The sequence below is a fragment of the Pseudomonas sp. WAC2 genome (assembly GCF_030403525.1).
Classification (GTDB): domain Bacteria; phylum Pseudomonadota; class Gammaproteobacteria; order Pseudomonadales; family Pseudomonadaceae; genus Chryseomonas; species Chryseomonas luteola.
The window spans coordinates 17,726-32,820 of the sequence record NZ_JAUEPD010000004.1; the positions used below are offsets into that span (position 1 = coordinate 17,726).

A 15,095-nucleotide genomic window follows, 5' to 3' on the forward strand; every position below is an offset into this window, starting at 1 on the left:
GTTATGAAAGATAGGCTTGTATGGGTAGAGGAAATAAAGCTTTATGAATGGATAAGTTTATGCTGTCGTAACTAATTCATATTCTTGCTCAATTAATTAGTAAACAGTAGGCGTATTAAAGCTAATTTCTTTTAGCGCCTGTTTGCAGAGACCTTATGGCCAGAGTGCTTTGGGGTTATTCCCTCAAGAACTCGCCAGGCAAGTGATCGCTTGACACATGCTTCTGGCACCCAGTGTCGATCTAATGGGCGTGCAGCTGAGCAGGCGACCGCCAAGCGGCAGTGTAGAAATATCACTGCAGGCGTTGTCCCTGGCGCATTCCGTCACATTTTATGTGGTATTTCCTTCTTCAGTTATCCCGGCATCTGCCGATAGCCCTTCCGCATAGATAAATAAGCTGGCTTTAAGAAGAACAAACACACCAGCTGGATGATTCGAAACGACATTTGACGGAAGGATTTATGAATAGCTGGTTTGGGAATATCAGCGTTACGCGCAAGCTAACGCTGGGGTTCGGTGTGGTACTGGCATTGACGCTATTTCTTGCATGGAGCGGCTGGAGTGGTTTGGGAAGCGTTATTCAGCGCAGCCTCTGGATGACAGACATCAGTAAGCTGAACAGAACGCTGACCGACCTACGTATCGCACGTCTGCAATTCATGCTAGCGAATGGGGATGAAACCAGTACCGAGCGGTTGCAGAAGAACTTGGGTATCTACCTTGAGCAGCAAAAGAAGCTCTTGGGTAGCTTTACCAACCCGGCCAATGTTGTGCTGCTGAAAAAGCAGGACGGCATCAACGGCGATTATCAGAAGTCCCTGGGCAACATGCGTGACGCATACAAGGTTGCGAATTCGGCTCGTGAGACCATCAAGAGCGAGTCGGCTGACGCGGCCAAGCTGATCGACAAGATGACCAATAGCGTCCTGCTGCTTCCCAGCTATGATGACCGTCGCTTCTCCCAGTTTCAGACTATCTCAAAGACCAAGGAAGACTTGCTGAAAACGCAGTTCCTGGTCAGTGTCTATGCCGCTAATTCAACGTCCGAGAATGAACAGGCACTGCTGGCTCAGATCGAAACAACGGGCAAGGGTATCGATCACATGATGTCCGTGTTCAAGGATGAGCTGAGTTATACGGCCCAGCAGGTCAAGGACTCGCTGAATCGCTATAGCACGGCTGTTGCTGGCTACAAGAAGGCCAATGCGGATATTGCTCAGGCTCGCAAGGAAATGACCGATCAGGGCAATGAGATCGTCAAGATCAGTGAGGAGTTGTATCAGTTCCAGCTGGATCGTCTGGCAATTGAAAGCAGCCATGCGCGTCAGCTGCAGATCGGCAGCACGATTCTGGCTCTGTTGTTGGGTGTACTGGCTGCCTGGGTGATTACCCGTCAGATTACCCAGCCGTTGAAAGAAACACTGGGTGAAGTTCAGCGTATTGCCTCGGGTGACCTGACGGCTTCTGCCCGTGTTACCCGCCGCGATGAGCTGGGTGTTCTTCAGCAGGGTATCCAGAACATGGGCAATACACTGCGTGAGCTGATTACCGGTATCCGCGATGGTGTGACCCAGATCGCCAGTGCTGCCGAAGAGCTTTCCGCCGTGACCGAGCAGACCAGCGCAGGTGTAAACGGCCAGAAGAGCGAAACTGATCAGGTGGCTACCGCCATGCATGAAATGGCCGCGACCGTACAGGAAGTAGCCCGTAATGCCGGTGATGCGTCCACGGCTGCCAGCGAGGCGGACAAGCAGGCCCGCATGGGTGACAAGGTGGTCAACGAGGCGATTGTACAAATCGAGCGTCTGGCTTCTGAAGTAAACCGTTCTTCCGAGGCCATGACCAATCTGCAGAAGGAAAGTGACAAGATCGGCAGTGTGATGGATGTCATCAAATCTGTCGCTGAGCAGACCAACCTGCTGGCGCTTAACGCTGCCATTGAGGCCGCGCGTGCTGGTGAAGCCGGTCGTGGATTTGCGGTGGTGGCGGATGAGGTTCGCGGTTTGGCTCAGCGTACTCAGAAGTCGACAGAGGAAATCGAAGGGCTGGTGGCTGGATTGCAGGTCGGTACGCAGCAGGTCGCGTCTATGATGAACGATAGCCGCAAGCTGACTGACAGCAGCGTCGAGCTTGCCCGCAAGGCAGGCGGCTCGCTGGAAAACATCACTCAGATGGTGTCCAACATCCAGTCGATGAACTTGCAGATTGCGGCGGCGGCTGAACAGCAGAGCGCCGTGGCTGACGAGATCAATCGCAGCATCGTCAATGTTCGCGATGTGTCCGAGCAGACTGCAGCGGCGAGCGAAGAAACCGCGGCCTCCAGCGTTGAGCTGGCGCGCCTGGGTAATGAGCTGCAATCCATGGTCAGCCGCTTCCGCGTCTGATCCTCTCTTCAGTGCACGGTACTCGCCGTGCACTGACTCTCCAAACGGGCATATCCAGCTCAGCGCTGTTGGCTTTACAGCCAGGGTGACTACCTAATTGCGGGCGTCTGTCACGCCCTGGTTGATCTCTGTATCAAAGAGATGCCTGCGCTCAGTGGCCTCGCTACAATAGCCATTCATTTCAATACGCCCACTTATAGGGATAGTGTCTTGGGTCTTGTCTCCTGAGTGCCGACGCTTCGGCTACGCAAGGGGAAGGGTCTCTAGCAGGGAGCTCGCTTGGTATGATTGTTGGTATAGACCTGGGAACCACCAATAGTCTGGTCGCCGTCTGGCGTGAGGGTGCGCCGGAGCTGGTCAGGAACGCGTTGGGAGATACGCTGACGCCCAGTGTAGTCGGCCTCGACGATGAGGGGCAGATACTGGTGGGTAAGACAGCGCGTGAGCGGCTGCATACCCACCCCACACGAACAGCCGCCCTGTTCAAACGGTACATGGGAAGCGCCCAGGAGGTTCGCCTGGGGGAGCGCACCTTCCGGCCGGAAGAGCTGTCCGCACTGGTGCTTAAAAGCCTGAAGGCTGACGTCGAGCGTCAATACGGCGAGCCGGTGACCGAAGCGGTCATCAGTGTTCCGGCCTATTTCAGCGATGCACAGCGCAAGGCTACCCGCATCGCGGGCGAGCTGGCAGGGCTCAAGGTCGAAAAGTTGATCAACGAGCCGACAGCCGCGGCCTTGGCGTATGGGCTTCATCAGAAAGACAGCGAAACCTCATTTCTGATCTTTGACCTCGGCGGTGGCACCTTTGATGTCTCCATTCTTGAGTTATACGACGGAGTCATGGAAGTACGCGCCAGTGCAGGCGATAACTTCCTAGGTGGAGAAGACTTCGATCTCATGCTCATGGAACGTTTCGTCGCGCTTCAAGGCCAGCAGAGCGGCTTTCCTGCTCTGGAGCAGGTCCGCCAGCCGCTGCGCCGTGAGGCGGAGCGCGTACGTAAAGCCTTGGCGCAGGAATCCAATAGCGAATTTGTCCTGCGGTATAACGAGCAGGAGTGGCGCCAGACGTTTACTCAGGCACAGCTTGCCGAGCTCTTTGCTCCGCTGCTGGAGCGCCTGCGGGGCCCGATTGAGCGTGCACTGCGGGATGCGCGAATCCGGGTGGCTGATCTTGATGAAGTGCTGCTGGTCGGCGGTACGACACGCATGCCCTTGGTACGCAAGCTGGCAGCAGGGCTGTTTGGCCGTTTCCCCTCCATCAGCCTCAACCCTGATGAGGTCGTTGCTCAGGGAGCAGCCGTTCAGGCGGCCCTCAAAAGTCGTGACGCAGCCCTTGAGGAGGTTGTCCTGACCGATGTCTGTCCCTATACGCTTGGCATCGAAACCTCAATCACGTTTGGTCAGCAGAGTGAAAGCGGGCATTACCTGCCGATTATCGAGCGCAACAGCGTAGTGCCTGTCAGCCGTGTCAGGTCGGTACAAACGCTCCATGACAACCAGAGCAAGGTCCTGTTCAGGATCTTTCAGGGCGAGAGCCGACTGGTGAAGGACAATATCAAGTTGGGCGAACTCGAGATTGATGTTCCTCCTCGCAAGGCAGGCGAGGTCAGCATTGACGTGCGTTTTACCTACGATAACAACGGTATTCTGGAAACCGATGTCACCATTCCGTTGACGGGTGCCAACCATCGGCTGGTCATTGAAAACAACCCCGGCGTTCTGAGCCCCGATGAGATTCAAGAGCGTCTCAAAGCCCTGGAAAAACTCAAGATTCACCCGCGCGACCAGCAGGTAAATACCCATATGGTGGCGCGTCTGGAACGTCTGTATCAAGAGTTGTTGGGCGACGAGCGCGAGACCGCGGGGTATCTGGCTACCCAGTTTCAACAGATCCTGGAAACGCAGGACGAGCGTAAGATCAGTGAGGTGCGCAAGCAGATCGCGGAGCAGCTCGACAGGCTTGAGCGGGGGACATGGTAAGCCCTATGGACTGCTGGGAAATTCTGGGTCTTGATGATGAGGCCGATGAGCGTACTATCAAGCGGCAGTACGCCAAGCTGCTCAAGGTGCATCGCCCCGATGATGATGCCGAGGCGTTTCAGCGGCTGCGCGAAGCTTATGAGGAAGCCTTGAGCTGGGCCAGAGAGCGAACCGTCGAGGAGGTCGAGGATGCCCCTTGGCCCTTCATGCGCCCGCCAGAAACCTTTTCTGATGCGCCCATTGAGCCCGTGCTGCCTGAAGACAATAGTGTCTTGCTACAAGCAACCCAGGCTCATGACTCGGACGAGGTTGAAGAGCCGGCATTCTTTCCAGGTGATGCACCTCGGCCTCGCCCAGCGCCTGATTATCCCGAACCGGCTCTGAATGCCGAGGCCTTGGCCGGACATCATGCCAGGCGTCTGCTGGAGGAAACCGTTGCCGAGAACCTACGTCAGCAATGGGCTCAGGCACAGGAGTTGAACTGCGCAGCTCCATTCCAGGCGGGACTGCTCGAACGCTGTCTTAGGCATGATGAAACCGCGCTTCTGCTCGCTGCGGTTGAACTGCTGCAGTGGCTGACACCCTGGCAGAGTGTCGTGCTCAGCGCCGGTCAGGAAGCCTATCTGACTGCAGAGCTTCTGGGGCATCAGCGTGAGCATCTCGATGACCTTGGCGAAGCAGGTAACGAGCTAGGCTTTCTAGCGCAGCTCAGGGTACTGAGCAAGCAACCCTGGGCGAATTCATTCGACAGACAGCAACAACTGCAGGGTTGGATGCTGGAGATGCTGGACGAGGCCGACTATCTTACCCCTTCATTGTTCGAGGGCGTATGTTGCCTGTTTGGCTGGGATGACCGGAAGGGCATTGTACCTGCGCCGTACGAGACATGGTGTGCCCTAGTAGAGCGCTGTGAGCAGGAGGCTTATGCCCTCTGCCTGCAACAGCTCCTCAATGCAGAGCCGACAACTCCTGAGGGAAGGGCTGCTCATCTGTTGCTGGGGCCTATCTCTCATTCCGAGCAGATTCGTCTCGCCAAGGCTTTCAAGCCAGAAGACCGAGCGGCGCGTGAGACCCTAAGGGATAGTCTGAATCATCGCTACCCTGGTTTGAAACAGCGTTTTCCAGATGCGCGACTCGATGCGTTTGTCAAGGTAGAACCTGAAGAAGGCAAGCCACTTTCGTATGGCTGGGTATGGGCAGGCGCTGCTCTATTTGCACTTCTTTATACTTTGCCACAGCGGTGGCAGGAAGGGCGTCTTGACGTATTTACCTTGTTCTATTCCTTGACGCTTTGGCCGCTTGTTGCCGTATGGGTAACCAAACTACTCACGCGCTTGTGGCGACCGGTAGCCAAATGGCTAGAACCGCTCGATTTGATCCTCACTTATAAGGTGCTACCTGGGCGGTTATTCAACCCAGAAGCCTCGCGCTGGACGCTGCTACGCAACGGTATTCCTCTAGCCGTTATGGCCTTATTTATGGGGCAAAAGGCCGGGCTTATTGCACTTGGAATCATGGGGCTAGTAACTTGCGCCTGCTTTGTACGCCTACCCGCCGGGGGTACCCCATTCGATGCGCTGGTTGCTTACTGGCGACGCAACGATTTTTCTAAAGTCATTCGACTGATCCTGATTACTGCTGCCTTTATTATTATGGGCGGTCTTGTAGGCCTTGCTACACGCGGATCGTCCCCAAATCAAAAGGTACCTGTTTCATCCAGTGCGGTGGAGCAGTGCGTCATGCATTCTGCACCTCAGGTAGCAAAGCTTTGTGACAACGCCCAGGATGCGCAGGTTTGTATGTTGAAGCTACAAAAACTGTTCAATGAACAATGCAACAGTCAGCAGCCCGAGCCAACTGTCAAAAATAGCGCATCAACATGAGGCTGGGCTCAAGAGGCTCAGCTTTAGGAAAGGTTTATGGACCACCCCGCGTTGTGTCATTGGCGCGGGGCTTTTCATCGTTAGTATAGTAAGCAGGTTAAGGCGCTAAGCTCTATACGAAAAGTCTTCGAGCGAAGGTCAGGCGAGGCAAGAATCGGTAAGGAAGCAGAGTTTACGTGTTGTAAATGAGCATTCCAAATCGGTTTTTAACGAAGCACCACCGAGCGCAGGTACTTTTCGTATAGAGCCTAGAGTAGTTATTCAAGGAGTAAAGCCAGCGTACTAGACATCCTGATATTGAAATTTATAAATACGATGCGTAAAGTAGTTACTTCATTTGCTCATGGTTGCCATTCTGTAGATTCACTTGGGCAGCCGTGAGCTTAGGCTTTTGACGAAGCGTCACATTTATTCGTTGATATTGAAGTATTTAAATGAGCAAATCCATACTGCAAACTACCACGCTAGGCCCTTATACACTTAAGAGCCGCATTGTATTACCGCCATTGACTCGTTCGCGTAGCACCCAGCCAGGCAACATACCCAACACGCTAATGGCAACCTATTACCTGCAGCGGGCTAGCGCAGGGTTCATGGTCACTGAGGGAACACAGATCGAGCCTCGTGGCCAAGGTTATGCTTGGACGCCGGGCATATACTCACCTGAGCAGATCGAGGGATGGCGACTGGTAACCGACGCGGTGCATAAGGCAGGCGGTATTATCTTCGCTCAGCTCTGGCATGTAGGCCGTGTATCGCATACATCGTTGCAGCCAGCGGGGGCAGCGCCTGTTGCGCCCTCAGCCATAGCCGCTGAGAACGTCAGCGTATTCATCGAAACCGGCCCTGGGACTGGAGTCCTCAGTGCACCTTCAACGCCTCGTGAGCTCAGTACGGCTGAGGTAAAAGAGCTGGTCCAGTTTTACGCGCAGGCAGCCCGTAATGCATTGGACGCTGGTTTCGACGGAGTTGAAATACACGCCGCCAATGGATATCTGATCAATCAGTTTATCTCGGCGCACAGTAACCAGCGTACCGATGAGTATGGCGGTTCGCTGCACAATCGTTTGCGTTTCCTGCGGGAAGTTACCGAAGCAGTTGCTGCAGTGGTTGGCAAGGATCGAATGGGCGTACGTTTTGCTCCGCTCTTTGAGACAACGGATGAGGCGCGGGTGTATCTGGGGCTGGTTGAGGAAAATCCTCAGGAAACCTACCTGGAAGCCATTAAAGTGCTTCAAGATGTAGGAATAGCCTACCTGTCAATTGCCGAGGCAGACTGGGATAACGCACCAGAGCTTCCCGATCATTTCCGCGAGGCGGTCCGCAACACGTTCAAGGGCCGTATCATCTATGCGGGACGCTATACGTTAGAGCGTGCGGAGCGAGTGCTAAAGGCTGGGTGGGGCGATCTGATTGCGTTTGGCCGTCCTTTTATTGCCAACCCCGATCTGCCTGAACGGATTGCCAATGATTGGCCGTGGACTCCAGTGGATCCTGCCACGATGTATGGGGGCACAGAGGTCGGCTACATCGACTATTCTCGATACGAGTCCTGAGAAATTGTTCAAATACCCCTTGGTAAAAATGCCAAGGGGTTCCGCTGTGATAACATTGACTGGCTGTTTACTATAAAGGAACCGTTACCGGATACCAGCAATGAGTATCGATGTCAGCTTGGCGCTTAAAGCGCTCGATAATCCTACCCGTCTCAAGATCCTGAATTGGCTGAAAGAGCCTCGCCGGCACTTTCCAAGCCAGGAAGTTGATCCTGAAACCACTGGGGTATGTGTAAGTATTATCCAGGACAAAGCTGGGCTTTCCCAACCTACGGTTTCGCTGTACTTAAGCACCTTGCAGCGCGCCCAGTTGGTTACCTCTCAGCGTATAGGTCCCTGGACATACTACAAGCGTAACGAGGCGAGCATTGCCTTATTGAAGGAGGCATTGGGTGAGCTGATCTGATCACGAAAGACATCATGATCAGCAATACGCCTGTAAGTGACGGCGACAGGTAACCCGTCTCTATTTAAGCCGCGTTCTGCGGCGGTTATAGCATACATCGCCGTCGATATATACCCTGATTAGCCAAAGCGACCAAGCGCTATTCCTGTATTCATATGATTTCGCCAGCCTGTTAAGGCGGGCATTCAGCCAACACTTTGCCCCTATTGATTCCCAGTCACACATAACTATTAGTGGTGCCGTCTCGCGTCAGCTTGAATGGCTGAGTGTGTACTTGAGCCTCAAGAATATGAACCATCCATGGTAAGAACATATCAAGAGTTGCGCTGGATAATGATCAGGCACCTTTAAGCAACCATGCATAAAAAAGGCAGCCTTCAGGCTGCCCTTTTTGTGACTATGCCGTTACTGCTTATTGGCATACTTGCTTTGGAGCGCCTTGGCATGCTCAAGATGCATTTCCAGCTTGGGCAGAGCAGCTTGTGCCAGAGCCTTCAGCTCAGGATCTTTGCTAGTATTGGCTTCGTTACGGAAAATCTCGATAGTCTGTTCGTGGGCGACAACCTGATTATTGGCATAGGCAGCATCGAACGACTCATCGCGTACCTGGAGGACCATTTTCTTGGCCATATCCATCAGTTTCGCATTATCGGCGACTTCCAGCTTCTTCTGTTGAGCCAGTTGCTGGAGTTGCTGATTCATTTTGGTGTGATCGTCAATCATGGACTGAGCAAAAGTCTTGACGTCCTGAGACTTGCTCTTTTCAAGCGCCAACTTGGCTGTTTCAATCTCAGCAATGCCCTTGGCCGAAGCATCGTCTACGAAATCTTCAGGTGACATGGCCTCAGCTTTCTTGGTATCAGCCGATTGTGCATGGCCGGAAGTGCTGTGTGCGCTATCAGTATGGGTAGTATTTTGCGCAAAGGCAGTCGCCGTGCCCATTGACAGCAAAAGGGCGCACGTGAAGGCGAATTTTTTAGGCAGTGCTGGGCTCATGGTGATTCTCCTGATCTAGCTTTAAAAAACACCGGATCGCTTGGTGTGCCTGGCGAGGCAGCAGCACAAGCAATTAGTCTCATCTCCGATGATGCTGGGCTTATATAGCCTACTGGTTGTGACTGACATCCCAATCGAGTTGTTCCCAATCCCAAGCAGATCCATGAAAACACTTGTAAAAACGTGTCTCGATATTGACCGTATAAGGCCTCCATGATGAACCGTACCTGTCTGATGCCAGTCGCAAGAAGGTAAGACTGAAGAAGGCGTCGAGATGAAAAGCGAGATTTCAGCTCAGGAGCTGGGACTGGATCTATATAGTGGAGATGAGAAAGCACTGTTTGGCTGGTTTCTGGCCAGTTACCTGTTTGGCAAGCGTATTTCACAAACGATTGCTGCTCAGACATGACGTTTGATGTTCAAGTCTCACGGCCATGATACGCCGCTAAAAGTATTGGCGTGTGGTTGGCACGGCTTGGTAAGGCTGTTACGGGAAGGGCGTTACACGCGCTATGACGAGTCTACCGCCACGCGGCTACTGGAGGTATGCCAGATACTTCAAGCTGAATACGGTGGCAGCATCATGGATATCAAGAATAAAAGCGAAGGCCGTTCGGATTTCGAAAAGCGCCTGCTAACCTTCAAGGGCGTCGGGCCAAAGACGTTAGAAATCTTCATGCGAGACGCTGGACCTGTTCTGTTCCACTAACGAAAAGCGCAAAAAACGTGTCTGATCGTCCTCTTGTGGTAACCAAGAGCGATCTATTGAACCGCGCCTGGTTGCATGCAGTGAAACCTCTTATAGATGAATACAGCTGTGCACGGCTTCAACAGGCATGGCGACGTCATCCACGGCGTGGATCATGCCTGTAGCCAACGCTGCTGCGGGGTTAAGGATACGGGGAGAGGCCTTCAGATAATTACGAATGTCCATTCGCTCGCTCGCACCCGCAGTGCGCTCCATGACGATCTCGGCATAGAGGTCCAGGTCATAATCCAGACTCATGGCATATTCAGACATCCGCGCATGGTCAATTGCCCCATGCAAGCTCCAGTGAAATGGATGAATCAGAAACTTGCTGTGGCGACAGGCTGTGCGGTGGCGTCCCGCCAGGAACAGAATGTTACCCATGGACTCGACGGTCCCGAGGTTGTGCGTATGGACCGGAATCGGAAGCGATACCAGGAAATTGTACATTGAGAAGCCGTAGCTGCAGTCGCCACCCATGGTCGCAATCTTTATGAGCAGGCTAGAGGCGTCCTGCTGCAAGGCATTGGAGCATTTCTCGATCAGCTGACCACACGTGGTTGAGTTGATGGGGCCAGTGAAATTGATAACGTGTGTGGTCATGATGGGTACGACTCAAGGATTGGGTCTGCGATATTGGCAGCGGCTACTGCCTAATAAGCAGATCGGCATTCTTGGGCAATCCTTGAGCGTTCATGACAGCAGGTAGGCTACCTGGAACGTTATTGGTTTCTTGAGGCCGATCATCTTGATTTTTAGCGATGGAATTTCTGATCAAGCTTCCATCCTCAACAAAAAAGGCGCCTGTGCGGCGCCTTTTTCCTGTTGCGGGATTAACTCAATACGCCTGTGAGGCATCGACCTGTACGGCCTTCTGCATCTTCGGTGGCAGCGGGTTGCTAGTATTGGTTGGCAGCGACTGTTGGTACAGGTTGGTCAGCATACCTTCCAGCGGCAGATTATCCGAAGAGTCTCCTACGGAAATCATGTAACGGCCAGCATCAGCAAGCCAGTTCCATGTGTTGACATCGAAGTAGGCCAGCGAACGCGCGTCCAGCTGAACGGTGACCTGCTTGGACTGGCCGGCTTGCAGGAACACTTTAGTAAAGCCTTTTAGCTCTTTCTTCGGACGGTCGATCATCGCCTTTTTGGGGCTGACATAAACCTGAGCTGTTTCGTAGCCATCCTTGTTACCGGTGTTGGTGACGGTAAAGGTGACGTCGATGGTTGAACCAGGTGTCAGCGACTTCGGACCAATCTTCAGGTCGGAGAAGCTGAACGTGGTATATGACAGACCGAAACCAAACGGGAACAGTGGCTTGGTACGCTGCTTATCCAATCCGCGATATCCCATGTATACACCTTCCGAATATGTCATCTCGGTCTGGGCATTGTCACCCACGTACAGATCTGGATTCGGGTAACTGGCATAGGCAGGGTTATCCTGGATACGTTTTTCGATCGAGATTGGCAGCTTGGCAGAGGGGTTGGTATCGCCAAACAAGATTTCCGCCAGGGCCTGACCGCCCAACTGACCGGGATACCAGGCATGTAATACGGCCTTGGACTTCTTCACCCAGGGCTCAAGGTTCATGCCGCCACCGCCATGCAGCACAACGATAGTGTTGCGGTTGGCCTTGATGACATTCTGGATAAGATCGCTCTGGTACTCGGGCAGATCGAATCCATGATCCGATGCTTCGCCTTCGTACTCGCTGTTGAAGCCTACGGCTACCATGACAGCGTCATATTGGCTCAGGTCTTTAGGCGCAGCCAGCGACGCCCAGCTCATCTGCAGACCATACAGGCTACCCGACGTTGGAATATAGTGATCGTTGACGCGGCTATATTCGAGCTTGATGTCGTAGGTCTGGCCGGCTTTGAGGTTATATGCCTTGCCCGAATGAGAGATTGAGTCCGCCAGGTCGTTGGACAATGGTTTGCCATCGAAGTCGATGACCAGCTTGTTGTCTACCCATAGCTTGTAAGCGCCATCACCACGTACCTTGAATACTTGGTCGCCATTGACGGTCGGTTTGATTTTGCCGGTAAAGCGGGCCGAGAAATTATTCTGGTCCGGGCTGAAGCCATCAATGGTAGTGACGCCATTGGCCGTGATGTTCTGTGCCTTCAGGAAATCCCAGTTTATACCGGGTTCAATACGCTTGACGGCGGGCTCGCCCGAGAAGTTTGGATTGTTGAAGTATTCAGCTGTCAGACCTGCTACGGTCTCGGTGGAGCCGGTGCTATCACTGGAGGTATACCACTCCGACGTTTGCGGATCGAGAGACAGTGCCTGGATATAGGTGATCTGGCTTTGATCCTGAGCCAGTTGCTGCAGGCCTTGCAGCTCGGTGGTATAGGTATTGGCGGCAGACCAACCGGTACCGAAGGGGTAGGGTGGGCGCTGCTTGGCGATATCACCAATCACAGCAATGCGTGCGGTTTTTGGCAGCGGCAGCAGGTTATTGGAAGAGCCTTTTGCTTTCTCGTTCTGTAGCAGAACGATGCCCTGCCGGGCCATATCAAGGGACGTGCTCAGACTGCGCGGATCGTTGCCTATGTGCGATGCGGTCGGCAGGCCTTTGTCAAAGCCAAAGCCAATCATGGCGCGCAGGTTACGACGGACCTTCTCGTCGATCACTGACACCGGCAACTGACCACTCCACACGTACGGCATCAAAACGGATTCGTTCATCTGTAGGCCGCTGGGCATGTCTAGGTCAGCGCCAGCCATCGCCGCCTTGTAGCCGTTCTGGATGGAGTTGAAGTCGCTGACAACGAAACCTTTGAAACCCCATTCGCCCTTGAGCATGTCGGCGATCATGCTGTGGCTCTCGCAGGCATAATCGCCGTTGATCTTGTTGAAGCCGCACATGATCGACGCAGGGTTGGCATTTTTGACCAGAGACTCGAAGCCGGGCAGGTAGATTTCACGCAGGGTGCGATTGTCGACCTTCACATTCAGGTAATGGCGGTTGGCTTCCTGCTCGTTCGCGACAAAGTGCTTGGCACCTGTCCAGATACCTTGAGCTTCGATGCCATTGGCGACAGCTGGAGCTAGCACGGCACCTAGGAAGGGATCTTCGCCGGTCAGGTGCTCAGCAGAGCGGCCATTGTAAGGCGTACGGTACATGTTGAGGCCGGGAGAGAGCAGTTGCTGTCCGCCCGATGCGCGAGTGTCGTAGCCAATAGCCAGACCGTAGGTTTTGGCCAGGTCCACGTTCCAGGTTGCTGCCAGCGCAGACTGGGCAGGGTACTGCACCCCGAACATGGTGCCTTCAACGGTTACGCCAAGAGAGGAATCGCGGGCTAGAGTGCCCGGCAAGCCAAACTTGGGCATGGCACGCATCATGTAGCCGTTATCGATATTGATGTAGCTGATTTTGTCCGACAGGGACATCTGGGACAGGATCGACTCGACTCTGCTTTCGACTTCCGGACCTTGCTTGAGGGGGGCAGCCCAGGCGCAGCTGGCACTTGCCAAGGCTACGGCTAGCAAGGATCTGCTGGCCACAGGAAAAACACGAGTAGGTTTCTGCATGTTGGTGGGGGTCCATCCTAGGATTTACTTAATCAGCGTGAGGCTGATCTCATTTGGAATATGAAGGGCGCTTAAAATAACCGTACTGTTCAGTTTAGTTATTGGACAGGTTCACACTTTTGAAAGCAAAGCGCTATTACTTTGCTTTTATCTGGTGGCCTATGAGCATTAAAACGCTATTAAGTTTCCTGATGTGACGATCTGCCTTAGCATGGCAGGATTATGTTGGTGATCATGGACGTAGGATGAGAACGAAAAGCCTAAGCAAACGCCGTGAAATAGTGGACGTTGCCTCGACGGTTTTTATGGAGTTGGGCTTTGATCAGGCATCCATGTCTGAAATTGCCAGCCGCGTAGGCGGTTCAAAAGCGACGCTCTACAACTATTTCAGTTCCAAGGAAGAGCTGTTTGCCGAATGTATCCGCGCCAATGCTGCCAAGCATTTTGAGCCAATATTTGCGCACCTTCCGCTAGACGCCGATTTGCCCGAGATGCTGGAGCGATTTGGTAATGAATATGTCCAGACCATTATTCGACCCGAAATCATGCAGGGCCGACGCCTGGTGCAATCGAGTGCAGGAAACAGCCAGGTAGGGCTTATCTACTATGAGAACGGACCCAAGATTGGCTGGTCTCGAATGGCAGAGGTGCTCCGTAACGCCATGGATAACGGTGTATTGGAACCTTCTGATCCTTGGGTCGCGGCGCTACATCTCAAGGCTTTGCTGGAGGCCGAGTTCCATGAGCAGGCTATGCTGGCGTTAGAGCCCGCCATTGACCCGAGCCTGATCGGCCCCGCCGTGCAAAGGGCGGTAGCCTTCTTTCTAAAGGGGTATCGTCTGCAGACGTAACCTGCCGCTTTTTAGGGGGAGGGTTTGGGCTTATTCTGGTGAAGTGCGGAGCATTTCGGCTGCTGCTTCGGTGGCCTGAGGTGTAGATTTACGGTGTAGGCCTTGAAGTACGCCTTTACGGTCCGCTTCGCTGCGGTTCTGGCTCATCTTCCATTTTCCTTCCAAGCGGGAAACGTGGATTTCTATACCGACAATTCGAGACAATTGCTCGTCAATGAAGTCGGCTGGCGCATCGGTCATTCTCCAGGGCGTGTCCTGAGTAGCCTCATGTTCACGGGTCAGGCGAGCCACAAGGCCTCTGACCCATTGGGCATCGTCTCTGACCTTGATCCGTCCATAGGCATGTACGGTGGCATAGTTATAAGTCGGCACGACCCGGTGCGTTTCAAGTTTACTGGCATACCAGGAAGGTGAAATATAGGCGCTTGGCCCCTGGAAGATGACAAGCGTTTCGTCATTGCCATTAAGCGCTTCCTGCCAGAGCTGACTGGCACGCGCCACATGAGCCTTGAGAATGCCTAGACCCGTCTCCTCGCTTTCCAGCAAAAACGGAAGATGCTCGGCAGACAAACCATGACTTCCCTGTATAACCAAAGCACCCAACGGGTGCTCCTTGACGAAGCGATGCAGAACGGCTGGGTCCGTTTCCTTGAAAGGGGTCGGAAGATACATGCGCAAGGCTCCGTTAGAGAATCAACGTAACCTTAACGGTATGCCTCCAGAGACAACCATATACAGAATGCAGCAG

General features: G+C 53.5%; 10 protein-coding genes and 1 pseudogene. 7 read left to right on the forward strand and 4 right to left on the reverse strand.

Translation table 11 applies throughout. From position 1 onward, the window contains the following. Positions 1–461 precede the first annotated feature (461 nt). The 5 genes from QWJ10_RS09665 (at position 462) to QWJ10_RS09685 (ending at position 8,208) form a co-directional block, all read left to right on the forward strand. A complete protein-coding gene (locus tag QWJ10_RS09665; RefSeq protein ID WP_289925877.1) occupies positions 462–2,384 on the forward strand; it encodes a methyl-accepting chemotaxis protein in 1,923 nt (640 codons plus the stop codon). A 284-nt stretch (positions 2,385–2,668) separates the two neighbouring features. After that, entirely contained in the window at positions 2,669–4,363 is a 1,695-nt protein-coding gene (locus tag QWJ10_RS09670; RefSeq protein ID WP_289925879.1) for a molecular chaperone HscC, read from the forward strand. A gap of 5 nt (positions 4,364–4,368) precedes the next feature. Then, positions 4,369–6,246, forward strand: coding sequence for a J domain-containing protein (locus tag QWJ10_RS09675; RefSeq protein WP_289925880.1), 1,878 nt, complete (start codon positions 4,369–4,371; stop codon positions 6,244–6,246). 434 nt (positions 6,247–6,680) lie between these two features. Then, entirely contained in the window at positions 6,681–7,802 is a 1,122-nt protein-coding gene (locus QWJ10_RS09680) for an alkene reductase (RefSeq protein ID WP_289925881.1), read from the forward strand. 100 nt (positions 7,803–7,902) lie between these two features. Continuing rightward, positions 7,903–8,208, forward strand: coding sequence for a helix-turn-helix transcriptional regulator (locus QWJ10_RS09685; protein ID WP_010798560.1), 306 nt, complete (start codon positions 7,903–7,905; stop codon positions 8,206–8,208). Positions 8,209–8,613: 405 nt separating this feature from the next. On the opposite strand, the gene QWJ10_RS09690 is transcribed toward QWJ10_RS09685, so the two are convergent. After that, on the reverse strand, positions 8,614–9,204 hold the full coding sequence (locus QWJ10_RS09690) for a DUF4142 domain-containing protein (RefSeq protein WP_232235708.1): 591 nt from the start codon (positions 9,202–9,204) through the stop codon (positions 8,614–8,616). Between the two features lie 274 nt (positions 9,205–9,478). Here QWJ10_RS09690 and QWJ10_RS09695 point away from each other — a divergent pair. Next, a pseudogene (locus QWJ10_RS09695) lies at positions 9,479–9,913 on the forward strand (DNA methylase). 90 nt (positions 9,914–10,003) lie between these two features. On the opposite strand, the gene QWJ10_RS09700 reads toward QWJ10_RS09695, so the two are convergent. Both QWJ10_RS09700 and QWJ10_RS09705 read right to left on the reverse strand, forming a co-directional pair. Further along, positions 10,004–10,555, reverse strand: coding sequence for an ATP-dependent Clp protease proteolytic subunit (locus tag QWJ10_RS09700; RefSeq protein WP_289925890.1), 552 nt, complete (start codon positions 10,553–10,555; stop codon positions 10,004–10,006). A 235-nt stretch (positions 10,556–10,790) separates the two neighbouring features. After that, the gene (locus tag QWJ10_RS09705) at positions 10,791–13,496 is read right to left on the reverse strand and encodes a glycoside hydrolase family 3 C-terminal domain-containing protein (protein ID WP_289925892.1); all 2,706 of its coding nucleotides are present in this window, start codon (positions 13,494–13,496) and stop codon (positions 10,791–10,793) included. Between the two features lie 245 nt (positions 13,497–13,741). On the opposite strand from QWJ10_RS09705, the gene QWJ10_RS09710 reads away from it, so the two are divergent. Next, positions 13,742–14,347 (forward strand): TetR/AcrR family transcriptional regulator, encoded by a 606-nt coding sequence (locus QWJ10_RS09710; protein WP_289925893.1) that lies wholly within the window; start codon positions 13,742–13,744, stop codon positions 14,345–14,347. Positions 14,348–14,377: 30 nt separating this feature from the next. Here QWJ10_RS09710 and QWJ10_RS09715 read toward each other — a convergent pair whose 3' ends face one another. Beyond that, positions 14,378–15,019 carry an FMN-binding negative transcriptional regulator gene (locus tag QWJ10_RS09715; RefSeq protein ID WP_289925895.1) on the reverse strand — a complete coding sequence of 214 codons (642 nt, stop codon included), beginning with the start codon at positions 15,017–15,019 and terminating at the stop codon, positions 14,378–14,380. Positions 15,020–15,095 lie beyond the last annotated feature (76 nt).